Origin of the sequence: Burkholderia sp. Ac-20384 (assembly GCF_017104605.1) — a bacterium.
Lineage (GTDB): Bacteria > Pseudomonadota > Gammaproteobacteria > Burkholderiales > Burkholderiaceae > Burkholderia > Burkholderia lata.
In genome coordinates this window covers 1-14969 of record NZ_JAAGPE010000029.1, presented here as the reverse complement: position 1 = coordinate 14969, position 14969 = coordinate 1, and the positions used below count along the sequence as shown (strand labels likewise).

The following is a 14969-nucleotide window of genomic DNA, read 5'->3' as shown; positions in this document are numbered from 1 at the left end:
GACCGGGCGGCCGCCGCATCTTCAAGGGTTCGTTCAACGCGGCATGCGTACCGGCACACGCCGCTCGAGCCGGCCGAACGCGCGCTCTATCACGAACGCGAGCACGACATAGATCACGGCGATCGCCAGCAGCGGCTCGTAGGTCCGCAGGGTCTGCGCGCGGATGTAGTTCGCGGCGCCGAGCACGTCCATCACCGCGACCGTCGACGCGAGCGCGGTCGATTTCAGCAGCATCACGGTCTCGCCCGCAAGCGTCGGCAGCAGGATCTGGATCGCGCGCGGCAGCCATACGCGCCGCGCGATCATCGACGGGCGCATCCCCATCGCGCGCGCCGCCTCGATCTCGCCCTTCGGTACGCCGCGCAAGCCCGCGCGCAGCACCTCGCCGACATACGCGCCGACGCTGACCACCAGCGCGAACGCGACATACCAGAAGCCGTCGCGCAGGAATGGCCACAGCACGCTGTCGCGCAGCGCGGGCCAGCCGGCGAACAGCGAGCCGACGCCGTAATAGATCAGGTAGATCTGCACGAGCAGCGGCGTGCCGCGTATCACTTCGGTGAAGGCCTTGCTGACACGCGCGATGACCGGGTTGCCCGACAGCCGTGCGAACGCGACGACGATCGCGAGCGCGAAGCCGAACACGGCCGAGATGACGAGCAGCTTGACAGTGGTCAGCACGCCGAGCAGCAGCAGCGATCCGTAGGAAGACAGTACGCTCAGATCCATGACGTTGATCCGGTTCGGTCAGAAAATGCGTGAGAAGACCCGGCGCGGCTCACGATGCCGGCATCCATCGGCCGAAACGCCGCTCGATCTCGCGAAACAGCATGCCGGACAGCGACGTGATCGCGAAGTACACGGCCGCGACCATCAGGTAGTAATGCATGTACTCGCGCGTCGAACCGGCCGCCTGCTTCGCGGTGTAGAGCAGCTCGCTGTAGCCGACCACGCTGATCAGCGCACTGTCCTTCACGAGGATCAGCCACAGGTTCGTGAAGCCGGCCAGCGCATACGGCGCCATCGCCGGCAGCGTCACGCGGCGGAACACGAGTGCCGGCGGCGCGCCGAACGCGCGTGCGGCCTCGATCTGCCCGTACGGGATCGCGAGGATCGCGCCGCGGATGATCTCGGCCGCATACGCGCCCTGCACGATGCCGAGCACGATCACCGCCGCCGCGAACCCGTTGACCGCGATGGGCCCGACGTCGATCGCCGTCATCAGCAGGTTGATCGCATCGGTGCCCGCGTAGTAAAGCAGCAGAATCAGCAGCAGCTCGGGCACCGCGCGGCACAGCGTCGTGTAGCCCTGCGCGAGCCGCTCCAGCACGCGCACGCCGGACAGCTTCGCGGCCGCACCCAGCAGCCCGAGCACGATGCCGACGACGAACGCGCCGAGCGAAATCTCGAGCGTCACGCCCGCGCCCTGCAGGAGCGCGACGCCCCAGCCGTCCGGGTCCATGCCCAGGTAGCTCACCCATCCCCAACCGTCCATGTCGCCTCCTCGTCCGTGCGCGTATCCGTGCGATCAGTGCGGCCAGAGGTCGATCGGGAAATACTTCTTCGCGATCTGCGCGTACTTGCCCGACGCATGCAGTTGCTCGAGCGCCTGGTCCATCTGCTGCTTGAGCGGCGCATCGGCCTTGCGCATCCCCGCGCCGACACCGTAGCCGAAGATCGCCGGGTCCATCTTCACGCTGCCGGGGCCCTTCAGCTCGAACGCGGAACCGTCCTTCGACTTCAGGAAATCGAGGATGCCGAGCTGGTCGAGATACATCGTGTCGATGCGGCCGGCGACGAGGTCGGCGTTGCAGTCGTCCTGCGTGTTGTACAGGCGCACCGTCGCATTCTTGCCGTAGGCCATCTTGATGAACTCGGCGTTCGCGGTCGAACCCTGCACGCCGATCACCTTGCCCTTCAGCCCGTCCGGCGTCAGCGTGAGCTTCTGGTTCTTCGCGCCGACGAAGGTGCCCGGCGTCTCGTAGTACGGCCGCGAGAACGAGATCACCTTCTGACGCTCCGGCGTGATCGACATCGAGTTGAAGATCACGTCGATCTTGTCGCTGAGCAGCGCCGGGATGATGCCGTCCCACGCGACTTCCTTGATCTCGCACTTCGCCTTCATCTGCTCGCACAGCGCGCGGATCAGGTCTGCCTCGAAGCCGCTCCACTGGCCCGTCGGACTCTTCATCAGGAACGGCGGATACGGCTCGGCGGCGACCCCGAAGCGCAGCACGCCCGACGACGCGTGCGCGGAACCCAACGGCGCGAGCGCCGCGAGGACAAAACTCAACAGGCACAGCAGATTGCGTACGACACGTTTCATGGTCGGACTCCTTGCGGGAAAGAATGGGATCGGGGCAGCCGGCCGCGCGGGCACGCGCGGGTCGCCCCCGCGGTTCAGTGGCGTTGCCGGTGTGCGTTGACGAACTGGCGGCAGCGTTCGCTCTGCGGCGCATCGAAGATCTCGGCCGGCGTGCCGCTCTCCTCGACGCGCCCCTCGTGCAGGAACAGCACCTTGTTCGACACGTCGCGCGCGAACGCCATCTCGTGCGTGACGAGAATCATCGTGCGGCCTTCGCACGCGAGATCGCGAATCACTTTCAGCACTTCGCCGACGCGTTCGGGATCGAGCGCGGACGTCGGCTCGTCGAACAGCATCACCCTGGGCCGCATCGCCAGCGCGCGCGCAATCGCGACGCGCTGCTGCTGGCCGCCGGACAGGAACGCGGGATAGACGTTGCGCTTGTCGGCGAGGCCGACGCGTTCGAGCAGCTGCTCGGCGCGCGCGATCGCTTCGGCGCGCGGTTCGCGCAGCACGTGCACGGGCATCTCGATCACGTTCTCGAGCACCGTGCGGTGCGCCCACAGGTTGAAGCTCTGGAACACCATGCCGAGCCGCGTGCGGATGCGCTCGACCTGGCGCGGATCGGTCGGCACCGTGCGGCCCTTGCGGTCGACCTTCAAGCCGATCTCCTCGCCGTCGACCACGATGCGTCCGCGCGTCGGCGTCTCCAGCAGGTTGACGCAGCGAAGCAGCGTGCTCTTGCCCGAGCCGCTCGCACCGATCAGCGAGATCACCTCGCCTTCGCGCGCGCTCAGCGACACGCCCTTCAACACCTCCAGCTCGCCGAACCGCTTGTGCAGGTCCATCACCTGCACGCGCTCCTCGACGGCCGCCTTCACGCTCTCCACCCGCGCCAACATGCTGTCTCCTGTGTCGAATTCTCGCGCCCGTCCCGTGCGGGACAGCGGCGTCTTGTTGAATGGCCGACCAACCTCATGCGGAGTCGAGTATAGGCGCTGTTGAACGGTGGTTCAACAGATTTCAATAATCCGGGAGCAAGGGTTTTCGCGGGTTCCGCGCCGCTTTCGAAGGTGTAATTGAACAAGCGTCCGACACTCCCCTATAATCGGTGCCATGACGATTCCGTAAGGTCACTCCGTGAAAAAGACTCCTGGCAGCGCACCGGTTCAGACCCGCGGCCGCGGTATCCGCGAAACGCCCGCGGTGCGGCAGCAATCGATCATCGACGCGACGATGCGCTGCATCGCGCGCTACAGCTATTCGGAAACCACGATCGACCGCATCTGCGCGGAAGCGAAGGTATCGCGCGGGCTGATCAACCATCACTTTCAGTCGAAAGACGAGCTGATGGCGCAGACCTACAAGCGCCTCGCGTCCGACCTGCTCGACGTGTCGCGCGCGGCCGCCGCGAACGCGACTGGCCCCGAGGACAAGCTCGACGCGATCATCAAGGTGTGTTTCGCCGCGCCGGTGTTCGCGCCGAAGAACGTGAAGGTATGGCTCGGCTTCTGGAGCGTTGCGCACAGCGATCCGGTGATCCGCAAGGCGCACAAGGAGCTGTATGCCGGCTACCGGCAGGCATTGAAGAAGCTGTTCGACCAGATCGCGGAAGTGCGCGGCGGAACCGTCGACAGCGCTCTCGCCGCGCTGACGCTGACGGCCGTGATCGACGGGTTCTGGCTCGAACTCGCGCGCGACCCGACGTCGTTTACCGCGGAAGACGCGCTGACGAGCTGCCTGCGCGTCGTCGATACGTTCCTGCCGCCGCCGAAGACGGCCCGCAAGCGCGCGTAGTACGCCGCGCGACGACGGCAGCATCGCTGCCGGATCGCCGCCGGCAATCCGGCGGCGCCCACGAACGGCCTCGCATCGCGAGGCCGTTCGCGCTCTCAGTGCGCGCGGATCTCGATCAGATACGGCGCATCGTGCGCCGCGGCTTCCGCGAGTGCGCCGGCCAGCGACCCGCCCTCCTCGATCCGTTGCGCACCCCATCCATACGCCCGCGCGATCGCGACGAAATCCGGCGTATGCAGATCCACGCCGACCGGCTCGACACCGCCATCGACCATCGCGCGCTTGATTTCCCCGTATCCGCCGTTGTTCAGCAGCACGACGATCACGCGCGCACGATGCTGCACCGCCGTGCCGAGTTCCGCGAGCGTGTACTGGAATCCGCCGTCGCCGGCGACGCAGACCACCGGTCGCGACGCATCGCCGAGGCTCGCGCCGACGGCGGCCGGCAGCCCGTAGCCGAGCGAGCCGAACCCGACCGACGCGTTGAACCAGCTGCGCGGGCGCGGCGCCGCGAAGCCGACGTTGCCCGCGTAGACGATGCGGGTCGAATCCCCGACGATCGCCGCATCGGGCAGCGTGTCGCGCACGAGGTCGAGCAGCGCGAGATCGTGCCGCATTTCGTCGTTCAGCTCCTGTCGCGCCGCCGCACGGCACATCGCCGCGCGTTCGACGCCGCCGCGATCCGCATGGGCGAGCGCATCGCCGGGCCACACGCGCCGCAGCGCGCGCAGGGTTTCGCCGACGTCGCCCAGCAAAGGCAGCGCGGGCACCGCATTGCGGCACAGCTGCTGCGGATCGATGTCGATCCGCACGAGCGGCGCGGGCATCGAGAAACTGCGCGTCGCATACAGGTCGTAGTCGGTCGGCCCGAGCTCGGTGCCGAGCGCGACGATCAGGTCGCTGTCGCGCATCAGTGCGCGCACCGCGTCGCTCGACGCCGACCACGCGATGCCGAGCGGGTGCGCGGGCGGCAGCACGCCGCGCCCGTTGATCGTCATCACGACCGGTGCGTCGAGCGCTTCGGCGAGCCACCGCACGTCGTCGGCCGCGTCGAGCGCGCCGCCGCCCGCGAGGATCAGCGGCGCGCGCGCGGCAGCCGCCTTCGCGCGCAGTGCGTCGATGCCGTCGGCCGACGCGGGGCCGGGCGCGATGCGCGGCGGTGCAGCCGGCACCGGCGGCAGCGTGTCGGCCGGCGCCGCGAGCACGTCGAGCGGAATCTGGAGGTGCACCGGGCGCGGCCGGCCGCCCGAGAACACCGCGAACGCGCGCGCGATCGCCTGCGGCAGTGCGTCGGCGCGCGGCACCGTATAGCTGAACGCGGCGACATTCTCCGCGAACGCATGCTGGTCGGGCAGTTCGTGCAGATGGCCGTTGCCCGAGCCGATATCGCCGGACGCGTTGACGCTCGAGATCACCAGCATCGGAATCGAATCCGCATACGCCTGCGCCATCGACGTCGCGATGTTCGTCATCCCGGGGCCGGTGATCACGAAGCACACGCCGGGCTTGCCGGTCGCGCGCGCATAGCCGTCCGCCATGAAACCAAGGCCCTGCTCGTGGCGCGCGCTCACGTGGCGCAGCCCGCTGCCGGCCAGGCCGCGATACAGCTCGATCGTATGCACGCCGGGAATGCCGAACACCGTGTCGACGCCGTACGCGGCGAGCAGGTCGACGAGATACATGCCTACAGTTTTCATTTTTCTTCCATCGTTCAGGACAGGTTTCTGGATCATGCGCGGGCCGGCACCGCCGTCAATGCGCGAGCCCCGGCAACAGCTCTCGCACACCCTGCGCGAGCATCTGGAACGCGATCGCGGTCAGCACGATGCCTGACAGCCGCTCGACGAGCGTCCTGCCGATCTCGCCGAGCCGCCGGCACCACGATGCCGAGCACGCATACGTGAGCCCGATCACGCCCGCATGCAGCACGCAGGCCGCGCTCAGCGCAAGCAGGTCGGACGGCGTGTGAAAGCGCGTCGCGGTCGTGATCACGAGCGACATCACCGCGCTGCCGATCGACAGCGGAAAGATCAGCGGCACCGCGATGTAGTTGCGCCACTGCGCATATTCGAGCCGCCGGTCGCCGCCGCTGCGTTCGTCGTTGGCCGTGCCGCGCATCATCGGGATCGACCACAGGCACAGCACGAGGCCGCCCGTCAGCGTCAGCGCGCCGAGCGTGAGGCCGAGCATGCGCAGCAGGAACTGCCCGCCCCATACCGCGCCGACCATCAGCGCCGCGATCCACGCGAACAGCCTGAACGCGATCTGCCGCTGCGTCACGTCGGGAAAATGCCCGGTGACGGCCGCGTACATCGGGATCGCGACCGGCGGACAGAACAGCGTCAGCAGGCCGGTCAGGAACAGCAGCACGTCGCTCGACGTCAGGGTCATCGCTCGAACTCGCAGGCGATCGGAGGGTTGAGAAGCGCATCGGCATCGGGGCCGGGTGCGGCAGTCAGTCCTGCGCGGCTTCCTGCGGCGCGCGCTCGCGCGGCCGCATGTCGCCGTCGAAATCGTCGAGCGTCGGAAACACCATCGGTTCGAGCCGGTCGAGCTGCGCAAGATAGTCGTCGTAGCGGTCGAGCACCGCCGCGCGCTCGGCATCGCCGATATACGGCACGTGATAGCCGACGAACGACGGCAGCACGTCGAAGCCCGCGTAACCGAGCGTGCCGCGCAGCACGTGCCGCAGCATCAGGTCGATTTCGCCGTGCACGCCGTCCGCACCGAACATGTAGTCGCGGCCGCCGCACGTACAGGCGAGCAATGCGCGCTTGCCGCGCATCCCGCCGCGATCGTAGAAGCGCACGCCGCCGTACACCTTGCCCGACACGAGCACACGGTCGATCCAGCCCTTCATGATCGCCGGCACCGAGCACCAGAACAGCGGGAAGCTCAGGATCAGCAGGTCGCACGCGGCCAGCTTGTCGAGTTCCTCGGCGATGTCCGGCGCGATCGCATTCGCGGCGACGTTCTCGCGCTGCTCCAGCGCGTAGACGAGATAGCCGGGGTTCTTGCGCACGCCGAAATCGGCCGCGCTCGCAACCGGATTCCACTGCATCGCGTACAGGTCGGACACCGTCACGGTATGCCCCTGCGCTTCGAGCGTGCTCACCGCGCGATGCAGCATCGACGTCGTGAACGACTGCGGTTCGGGATGGGCGTGAACGATCAGGACTTTCATGATGCGATTTTTCTCCGCAACGTAACGTTCAAGGGTTGAATTCAGACGGCCCCGGCCGCGCGCTTGCGCAGCAGCGACAGGCCGATCGCGACGCAGGTCGCGACGAGCAGCAGCGTGGACACCGACGCGATCGCGGGATCGACGTTCTCGCGCATCCCGTCCCACATCCGGCGCGGCAGCGTGTACACGCTCCGGCTCGAGATGAACAGCGTGACGACGAGCTCGTCCCACGACAGGATGAACGCGAACACCGCCGCCGACAGCACGCCCGGCCGGATCGACGGCAGGATCACGTAGCGCAGCGTCTGCGCGAGGCTCGCGCCGAGGCTGCGCGAAGCCCGTTCGATCCGCAGGCCGACGGTCGCGAGCGATGCGGACACGGCCACCACCACGTAAGGCACCGACAGCACGACGTGCGACAGGATCACGGCCGGCAGGCTGTCGAGCATCCCGAGCTCGCCCCACAGCCGGTAGAACGCGAGCGCCGATACGATCGGCGGCACGATCAGCGGAAACAGGATCACGCCGCGCACGAACTCGCCGCGCCGCGACGCGACCTTCCACAGCCCGATCGCGCACAGCGTGCCGAGCGTGACCGAGATCGCCGACGACACCAGCGCGATCAGCCCGCTCTGCAGGAAGCTCGACACCCAGCCGTCGTCGTCGAGCAGCACGCGGTAGTGGCGCAGCGACAGCGCGCCGTCCGGCATCGACAGGTAGTCGCTCGGCGTCAGCGATACGGGCACCGACACGAGCAGCGGCAGCATCAGGAACAGGATCGCGGCCCACGCGACGCCGACCACCAGCGCGCGCCCTGCGGTCATTCGGATCTTCATCGGTTCTTCCTCCGGTCGGGTCAGCGCGCGCCGAACAGTTCGCGCAGGTCGACGAAACGCGCGAGCAGCGCGAGCGCGGCCAGGATCGACGCCAGCAGCAGCGACGCGAGCGCCGCCCCGCTGCCCCAGTTCACGAGCTGCAGGATCTGCGTGCTGATGTACTCGGCGACCATCACCGTGCGGCCGCCGCCGAGAATCACCGGCGTCACGTAGAAGCCGAGCGAGAAGATGAACACGAGGATCGCCGCGCCGACGATGCCCGGCCGCGTCTGCGGGAAATACACCTTGCGGAACGTGACGAACGCGCCCGCGCCGAGCCCCTGCGAAGCACGCGCGAGCTGCGGGTCGATACCCTTCATGTTCGCGTACAGCGGCAGCACCGCATACGGAATCATGAAGTGGATCATCCCGATCACGACGCCGATCTCGTTGCGCATCAGCGGCAGCGGCGCGTCGATCAGCCCGACGCGCATCAGCAGCGTGTTCACGAGCCCCTGCTCGCCGAGCAGGAACAGCCACGAGAACGCACGCACCAGCACCGACGCCCAGAACGGCACGAGCAGCCCGAACATCAGCGCCATCCGCTGGCGCGGGCCGACGTGGGCCATCGCATACGCGATCGCGTAGCCGAGCGCGACCGAAAAGACGGTCGTAACCGCGCACACGCGCAGCGTCGTCCACAACACACGGTGTACGCCGTGGTTTTCCAGCAGACGTGCGTAGTTGTGCAGGCCCGGCTCAGGCACCGTGAAACCGAGCCACAGCACGCGCACGAGCGGATACACGTACAGCACGATCAGCACCGCGAGCAGCGGCACGACGAGCAGCCAGTAGCGATCGGCTTTCGCGCGGCCGAGCGGGACGTCGCCCGCGACGGGAGTAGACAGGGTATTCATGCGGTCACGCTCACGAGGCGGCGGCTCAGGACGACATCAGGTCGGTGTACTGCGCGAGCGTCGTTTCGTAATGCTGCGCCCACCATTCCGGATTCACCTTGCACTGCTTCGCCCAGTTCTCGGGCGTGCCGGGATTGTCGGCGCGCAGCGCCTGCGGCACCGCGGCCGTCGCGGCCGGCGTCACCGGCCCGTTGCCGAGCAGCGACAGCAGGCGCACCTGCGGCTCGACGCCCTGCACGAACTTGATGAACTGCCACACGGCATCGCCCGACGGGTTGTTCTTCGGCACGCCCCACACGTCGCACGACGCGAGCCCCTGCTCCCACGTGTAGCGGAACCGGCCGTTGCTCTCGCGCTGGATCACGTTCGCGCGCGTATGCCAGATGCACGCCATGCTGACTTCGCCGTTGCGCAGCAGCTGCAGGCTGTCCGCGCCCGAATCCCACAGCAGCACGTTCGAGCGCAGCTCCCCGAGTTTCTTCAGCGCGCGCGGCACGTCGATCGGATAGACCTTGTCCTTGTCGACGCCGTCGGCCATCAGCGCGGCTTCCAGCGCGCCGCCCATCCATTTCCACAGCCCGCGCTTGCCTGGAAACTTGCCGACGTTCCAGAAATCGGCCCAGTTCTTCGGCGGATTCGCGCCGAACTTGCGCGCGTCGTAGACGAGCACGTAGCTCAGCAGGTACGACGGCACGCCGAAGTCCGATGCGAGCCCCGGCAGCGCATTGCGACCCACGACCGAATAGTCGATCGGCCGCAGGAAACCCTGCTTGCCGAGCTTGATCGCCGCGAAGCCGTCGAGGTCCATCACGTCCCAGATCACGTTCCGGTTCTCGACCATCGCCTTGATCTTGCCGTCCTCCGGCGACGAGTCGTAGCCCATCCTGATCCCGCTCGCCTTCGTGAACGGGTCCATGTACGCGGAGCGAAACGCCGAACGCGCTTCGCCGCCCCACGCGCTGAGCACGATTTCCTTCTGATTCGCGGCCTGCGCCTCCTTCGCGCCGAGCGACAGCAGCGTCGGCGCGATGCCGGCGGCCGCGCACAGCCGGAGAAAATCGCGGCGCCGCTGCGACGTCGCGGGTTGAAGATCGCGTGCTTGGTCGAGCAGGTCCTGCAGATGGCGGTTCGTCATGGTGTCTCCTCCAGGCTGGGCAGCGCCCGCACGCGTCTCGTCGTTTCCGGGCACCGGTGAATCGATCGGCGACGACGGCCTGCGCCGCGTCGCGCGGGATGCAGCGTTCGCGCGTCAGTCGGCCGCGATCCGGCAGGTCGCGTCGCGCTCCCACTGCACGAACACGTCCATGCCGGTGCGCGGCGACGCGAGCCCGCGCCACGCGGGCACGTCCGCCGTCATGCAGCCGAGCGCTGGCGTCTCGATCTCGAAGCGGTACGACGAACCGAAATAGCTCCAGTGACGGATGCGGCCGGCCACTTCGTTGTGCGCACCGCCGCACGACGTCGCCGACACGGCCACCTTCTCGGGGCGCAGTGCGAACAGCAGCGTGTCGTCGGCGCGCGCGCCGCATGCGGGCGCGACGAACCGTGCGTCGCCGACGCGGTAATGCGTCGCCGTCGCATCACTGCCGAGCGCGATGCCCTCAATGAAGTTGCTCTTGCCGAGGAAGTCCGCGACGAAGCGGTTGGCCGGCTGCTCGTACAGCCCGTCCGGCGTGCCGATCTGCTCGAGCCGGCCGTCGCGCATGATCGCGATCCGGTCCGACATCGACAGCGCTTCCTCCTGGTCGTGCGTGACGAACAGGAACGTCGCGCCGAGCCGTTCGTGCAACGCCTTCAGCTCGACCTGCACCTCGCCGCGCAGCTTGCGGTCGAGCGCGCCGAGCGGTTCGTCGAGCAGCACGAGATCGGGATCGAACACGAGCGCGCGCGCGATCGCGACGCGCTGCTGCTGACCGCCCGACAGCTGGCGCGGCAGGCGATCCGCAAGATGGCCGAGCCGCACGAGATCAAGCGCGGCCTTCACGCGCTTCACCGCGTCGGGCCCCTTCTGCTTGCGCACCATCAGCGGATACGCGACGTTCTGCTCGACCGTCATGTGAGGAAACAGCGCATAGCCCTGGAACACCATCCCGAAGTTGCGCTTCTCCGGCGGCAACGCGACGATGCTGCGGCCGCCCACGCGCAGGTCGCCGGTGGTCGGATGTTCGAAGCCCGCGACGATCGTCAGCAGCGTCGTCTTGCCGGAACCCGACGGCCCGAGGATCGTCAGGAATTCGCCGCGCGGAATCTCGATCGACGTTTCCCGCAGCGCATGCACGCTGCCGTAGCGCTTCGATACGCGATCGATCTGCAGGCCCGCGCCGTTCACGATGCGCGCGGCCTCCGCTCCGGGCCTTCCCTCCTCCACACCTGCCGACGTCTCCATCACCACGCTCATCGTGTGTCTCCTGGTCGACTCACAATTGGGTTGAACGTTCATTTAACAGAACTTATACTATGCCGAAATGCGGTCCGCAAGTAGCGGCGACCCTTGCCGGCTCTGACACACCCCGACACACAACAACCAGGAGACAGTGATCAGCATGAGCATCGAGGACATCCGAATCGAACGTCACGACGGCGTCGTGACCCTTCGACTGAACCGCCCGGCGAAGCGCAATTCGCTTGCGCGGCCGCATCTCGACTTTCTTCGCGAGACGCTCGACGCGCTCGCGAACGATCCAGCGGTGCGCTGCGTCGTGCTGACCGGCACCGGCAGCGCGTTCTGCGCGGGCGCGGACGTTGACGAATGGGCCGAGGCCGAGCGCAACGGCGAACTCGACACCTACGGGTGGACCGAACGCGCGCATCGCTTCGTGCAGGCGCTCGCCGCGTTCCCGCGCCCCACCGTCGCGGCGCTGAACGGCTCGACGGTCGGCGCGGGCACCGACATCGGCTTCGCGTGCGACTTCCGCATCGCGAGCACGGCTGCGACGCTGCGCTGCGGGTATACGGGCATGGGCTACAGCCCCGACATGGGCGGAAGCTGGTTCCTGCCTCGCCTCGCGCGCCCCGACGTCGCACGCCGCTTCATCTTCCTGAACGAACGCTGGAGCGCGCAGGATGCGCTCGCGGCGGGACTGGTCTCCGAAGTCGTCGACGCCGATGCGTTCGCGGAGCACGTCGCCGCGTTCGCCTTGCGGCTCGCGCAGGGGCCGAGCGTCGCGTTCGGCCATACCAAGGCGCTGCTCGCGCAGTCACTCACGCATTCCCTCGCCGAGCAATTGCGCGGCGAACTGGCGGCCGGCGTCGCTTGCGGTCACAGCGAGGACGGCCAGGAAGCGCTTCGCGCGTCGGTCGAAGGTCGCGCACCCCATTTTGTCGGGAGATGATTGATGGATTTTTCGCTGACCCAAGAGCAGGAAATGCTGGTGACGTCGCTGCGTCAGTTCGTCGAAAAGGAACTGCAGCCCCATGAATTCGCGGTCGATCGCGCGGACGACGTGCCGCCCGAACTCGCCGAGTCGATCCGCCGCAAGTCGCTCGAGCTCGGCTTCTATGCGTTCAACATGCCGGAAAGCGCCGGCGGGCCCGGGCTCGACTACGTGACGCAGGCGCTCGTCGAGCGCGAGCTCGGCCGTACAAGCTGGGCGCTGCACGTGTTCGTCGCGCGGCCGAGCAAGATCCTGATGGCATGCAAGGGCGACCAGATCGAGCGCTACCTGAAGCCGGCCGTGCGCGGCGAGCGTGTGGACTGCTTCGCGCTGACCGAACCGGGCGCGGGCTCCGACGCGATGGGCATCCGCACGCGCGCGGTGCGCGACGGTGACGACTACGTGATCAACGGCAGCAAGCACTTCATCAGCCACGCGGATACGGCCGACTTCGTGATCCTGTTCGCCGTCACCGGCGAGGAGGAAGTGCGCGGCCAGAAACGCAAGCGCGTGACCTGCTTCCTGATCGACAAGGACACGCCGGGCATGACCGTGCGCCGCGGCCCGCACTGCACGAGCCTGCGCGGCTACCACCAGTCGGAGATCTTCCTGAGCGACTGCCGGGTGAGCGCCGCGCAGATCCTCGGCGAAGAGCATCGCGGCTTCGAGCTCGCGAACGACTGGCTCACCGCCGGCCGCGTGATGGTCGCCGCGAACAACATCGGCCGCGCGCAGCGCGCGTTCGAGATGGCCGCCGAATGGGCCGCGACGCGCCATCAGTTCGGCAAGCGCATCGGCGATTTCCAGGGCACGTCGTTCAAGCTCGCCGACATGCAGACCGAGATCCGCGCGGCGGAACTCGTCACGCTCTATACCGCGCAAAAGCTCGACCTGGGCACGATGACCGACGGCGATGCCGCGCTCGCGAAACTGCTGGCCACCGAAACGCTCGGCCGCGTGACCGATCACGCGGTGCAGATCTACGGCGGCATGGGGCTGATGGACGAACTGCCGATCGAGCGCTTCTGGCGCGATGCGCGCATCGAGCGCATCTGGGAAGGCACGTCCGAGATCCAGCGCCACATCCTGTCCAAGGAAATCCTCCGACGCTACAGCTGACGCGAATCGTCGCGCCGGCGCGCAAGCCGGCGCGCGCTCAGAAAGGACCATCATGACCTCTTCCCCTGAAGTCAGGGATCGTCGTGCCGCCGCCGCGGCCAACCTGCGCCGGCTGCTCGAGCCGGCCAGCATCGCGTTCGTCGGCGGACGCGGCATCGCGGGCGCCGTGCAGCGCTGTCGCGACTACGGCTATGCCGGCGACATCCGGCTCGTCAATCCGAACCATGCCGAGATCGACGGCGTGCGCTGCCATGCGAGCGTCGCCGACCTGCCCGCCGCACCCGATGCCGTGTTCGTCGCGGTCCCCGCGCGGCAGGCGATCGACGTCGTGCGCGCGCTCGCCGAACGCGGTGCCGGCGGCGCGATCGTGTACGCGTCGGGTTTCTCCGAAACGGGCGCCGACGGCGCCGGATTGCAGCAGGCGCTCGTCGACGCGGCCGGCGACATGGCCGTGCTCGGCCCCAATTGCTACGGGCTGATCAACGGCCTGAACGGCAGTGCGCTGTGGCCGGTCGCGCACGGCGCGCCGCGCGTCGAATCGGGCGTCGCGGTGATCACGCAAAGCGGCAACCTCGCCTACAACCTGTCGATGAGCGCACGCTCGGTGCCGTTCGCGTACCTGGCGAGCGTCGGCAACCAGGCGTCGGTCGACATCGCACGCCTCGTCGACGCGTTCGTCGACGATCCGCGCATCCGCGCGATCGGCGTGCATCTCGAAGGGCTGAAGGACGTGCGCGCCTTCAGCGAGGCCGCCGCCCGCGCGCTCGCGCGCGGCGTGCCGATCGTCGCGCTGAAGAGCGGGACGTCGGCGCTCGGCGCGCAGCTCGCGATCAGCCACACGAGCTCGCTCGCGGGTTCGGACGCGCTGTACGACGCACTGTTCCGGCGGCTCGGCGTGATCCGCGTGAAGGACCCGGTCGGCCTCGTCGAAACGCTGAAGCTGCTCGCGATCGCCGGTGTGCCCGAGCGCCGCACGCTCGCCGCGCTGGCGACGTCGGGCGGCGATGCGGGGCTCGTCGCGGATCTCGGCGAAGCGCGCGGCATCGCGTTCCCGCCGGTCGGCGACGCCGGACGCGACGCGCTCGGCAACGTGCTGCCCGCGTACGCGACGATCGCGAACCCGCTCGATTTCACGACGACGCCGTGGGGCGATCCCGACAAGATGCGCGCGTGCTGCGACGCGCTGCTCGCCGACCGCCCCGGCGCGGCCGCGATGATTCTCGACTATCCGCAGGAAGCGACCGGCGAGCGCCCGCTGTGCGACATCGCGGCGAATGCGTTCGCGGCATCCGCGCGCCGGCACGGCGTGGTCGGCGCGGTGATCTCGGTGTTTCCGGACCTCACGCCGCCCGATCACGCGGCACGCATGGCCGCGGCCGGCATCGCGCCGCTGCAGGGGCTCGCGGACGGGATCGACGCGATCGGCGCGGCGATGACCTACGGCGACACGCGCCGCCG

General features: G+C 68.2%; 15 protein-coding genes. 4 read left to right on the top strand and 11 right to left on the bottom strand.

Features of this window, described 5'->3' with window-relative positions; genetic code table 11:
• Window positions 1-33 precede the first annotated feature (33 nt).
• The 4 genes from G3O00_RS08200 to G3O00_RS08185 all read right to left on the bottom strand — a co-directional run bounded on the left by G3O00_RS08200 (window position 34) and on the right by G3O00_RS08185 (window position 3207).
• Window positions 34-729 (bottom strand): ABC transporter permease subunit, encoded by a 696-nt coding sequence (locus G3O00_RS08200; protein WP_206142657.1) that lies wholly within the window; start codon window positions 727-729, stop codon window positions 34-36.
• Window positions 730-778: 49 nt separating this feature from the next.
• Window positions 779-1495 carry an ABC transporter permease subunit gene (locus tag G3O00_RS08195; RefSeq protein WP_174930415.1) on the bottom strand — a complete coding sequence of 239 codons (717 nt, stop codon included), beginning with the start codon at window positions 1493-1495 and terminating at the stop codon, window positions 779-781.
• A gap of 33 nt (window positions 1496-1528) precedes the next feature.
• Complete coding sequence (locus G3O00_RS08190; protein WP_206142656.1) at window positions 1529-2326, bottom strand: transporter substrate-binding domain-containing protein; 798 nt, start codon at window positions 2324-2326, stop codon at window positions 1529-1531.
• Between the two features lie 74 nt (window positions 2327-2400).
• Window positions 2401-3207, bottom strand: coding sequence for an ATP-binding cassette domain-containing protein (locus G3O00_RS08185; protein ID WP_174969297.1), 807 nt, complete (start codon window positions 3205-3207; stop codon window positions 2401-2403).
• 238 nt (window positions 3208-3445) lie between these two features.
• On the opposite strand from G3O00_RS08185, the gene G3O00_RS08180 reads away from it, so the two are divergent.
• Window positions 3446-4102 carry a TetR family transcriptional regulator C-terminal domain-containing protein gene (locus G3O00_RS08180; protein ID WP_254602297.1) on the top strand — a complete coding sequence of 219 codons (657 nt, stop codon included), beginning with the start codon at window positions 3446-3448 and terminating at the stop codon, window positions 4100-4102.
• 95 nt (window positions 4103-4197) lie between these two features.
• On the opposite strand, the gene G3O00_RS08175 is transcribed toward G3O00_RS08180, so the two are convergent.
• The 7 genes from G3O00_RS08175 to G3O00_RS08145 all read right to left on the bottom strand — a co-directional run bounded on the left by G3O00_RS08175 (window position 4198) and on the right by G3O00_RS08145 (window position 11416).
• Window positions 4198-5799, bottom strand: a complete 1602-nt coding sequence (locus G3O00_RS08175) for a 5-guanidino-2-oxopentanoate decarboxylase (RefSeq protein ID WP_206142655.1) — start codon at window positions 5797-5799, stop codon at window positions 4198-4200.
• A gap of 55 nt (window positions 5800-5854) precedes the next feature.
• Window positions 5855-6493 carry a MarC family protein gene (locus tag G3O00_RS08170; RefSeq protein WP_122949365.1) on the bottom strand — a complete coding sequence of 213 codons (639 nt, stop codon included), beginning with the start codon at window positions 6491-6493 and terminating at the stop codon, window positions 5855-5857.
• A 64-nt stretch (window positions 6494-6557) separates the two neighbouring features.
• Window positions 6558-7286 (bottom strand): NAD(P)H-dependent oxidoreductase, encoded by a 729-nt coding sequence (locus tag G3O00_RS08165; RefSeq protein WP_206142654.1) that lies wholly within the window; start codon window positions 7284-7286, stop codon window positions 6558-6560.
• Between the two features lie 41 nt (window positions 7287-7327).
• Window positions 7328-8122, bottom strand: a complete 795-nt coding sequence (locus G3O00_RS08160) for an ABC transporter permease (protein WP_174930421.1) — start codon at window positions 8120-8122, stop codon at window positions 7328-7330.
• Window positions 8123-8142: 20 nt separating this feature from the next.
• The gene (locus G3O00_RS08155) at window positions 8143-9018 is read right to left on the bottom strand and encodes an ABC transporter permease (protein WP_174930422.1); all 876 of its coding nucleotides are present in this window, start codon (window positions 9016-9018) and stop codon (window positions 8143-8145) included.
• Window positions 9019-9043: 25 nt separating this feature from the next.
• Entirely contained in the window at window positions 9044-10153 is a 1110-nt protein-coding gene (locus G3O00_RS08150; RefSeq protein WP_206142653.1) for an ABC transporter substrate-binding protein, read from the bottom strand.
• A gap of 114 nt (window positions 10154-10267) precedes the next feature.
• Window positions 10268-11416, bottom strand: a complete 1149-nt coding sequence (locus G3O00_RS08145) for an ABC transporter ATP-binding protein (protein ID WP_206142652.1) — start codon at window positions 11414-11416, stop codon at window positions 10268-10270.
• A gap of 145 nt (window positions 11417-11561) precedes the next feature.
• On the opposite strand from G3O00_RS08145, the gene G3O00_RS08140 reads away from it, so the two are divergent.
• The 3 genes from G3O00_RS08140 to G3O00_RS08130 all read left to right on the top strand — a co-directional run.
• Window positions 11562-12350 carry an enoyl-CoA hydratase-related protein gene (locus G3O00_RS08140; RefSeq protein WP_174930425.1) on the top strand — a complete coding sequence of 263 codons (789 nt, stop codon included), beginning with the start codon at window positions 11562-11564 and terminating at the stop codon, window positions 12348-12350.
• Window positions 12351-12353: 3 nt separating this feature from the next.
• Entirely contained in the window at window positions 12354-13511 is a 1158-nt protein-coding gene (locus G3O00_RS08135; RefSeq protein ID WP_206142651.1) for an acyl-CoA dehydrogenase family protein, read from the top strand.
• 52 nt (window positions 13512-13563) lie between these two features.
• Window positions 13564-14969, top strand: a 1406-nt coding sequence (locus G3O00_RS08130; RefSeq protein ID WP_206142650.1) for a CoA-binding protein, incomplete at its 3' end; no start/stop codon positions are given.

Bases quoted from the DNA above. Each gene is read 5' to 3' on its own strand.
- G3O00_RS08200 (WP_206142657.1), bottom strand. From the start codon at position 729: ATGGATCTGAGCGTACTGTCTTCCTACGGATCGCTGCTGCTGCTCGGC.
- G3O00_RS08195 (WP_174930415.1), bottom strand. From the start codon at position 1,495: ATGGACGGTTGGGGATGGGTGAGCTACCTGGGCATGGACCCGGACGGC.
- G3O00_RS08190 (WP_206142656.1), bottom strand. From the start codon at position 2,326: ATGAAACGTGTCGTACGCAATCTGCTGTGCCTGTTGAGTTTTGTCCTC.
- G3O00_RS08185 (WP_174969297.1), bottom strand. From the start codon at position 3,207: ATGTTGGCGCGGGTGGAGAGCGTGAAGGCGGCCGTCGAGGAGCGCGTG.
- G3O00_RS08175 (WP_206142655.1), bottom strand. From the start codon at position 5,799: ATGAAAACTGTAGGCATGTATCTCGTCGACCTGCTCGCCGCGTACGGC.
- G3O00_RS08170 (WP_122949365.1), bottom strand. From the start codon at position 6,493: ATGACCCTGACGTCGAGCGACGTGCTGCTGTTCCTGACCGGCCTGCTG.
- G3O00_RS08165 (WP_206142654.1), bottom strand. From the start codon at position 7,286: ATGAAAGTCCTGATCGTTCACGCCCATCCCGAACCGCAGTCGTTCACG.
- G3O00_RS08160 (WP_174930421.1), bottom strand. From the start codon at position 8,122: ATGAAGATCCGAATGACCGCAGGGCGCGCGCTGGTGGTCGGCGTCGCG.
- G3O00_RS08155 (WP_174930422.1), bottom strand. From the start codon at position 9,018: ATGAATACCCTGTCTACTCCCGTCGCGGGCGACGTCCCGCTCGGCCGC.
- G3O00_RS08150 (WP_206142653.1), bottom strand. From the start codon at position 10,153: ATGACGAACCGCCATCTGCAGGACCTGCTCGACCAAGCACGCGATCTT.
- G3O00_RS08145 (WP_206142652.1), bottom strand. From the start codon at position 11,416: ATGAGCGTGGTGATGGAGACGTCGGCAGGTGTGGAGGAGGGAAGGCCC.
- G3O00_RS08140 (WP_174930425.1), top strand. From the start codon at position 11,562: ATGAGCATCGAGGACATCCGAATCGAACGTCACGACGGCGTCGTGACC.
- G3O00_RS08135 (WP_206142651.1), top strand. From the start codon at position 12,354: ATGGATTTTTCGCTGACCCAAGAGCAGGAAATGCTGGTGACGTCGCTG.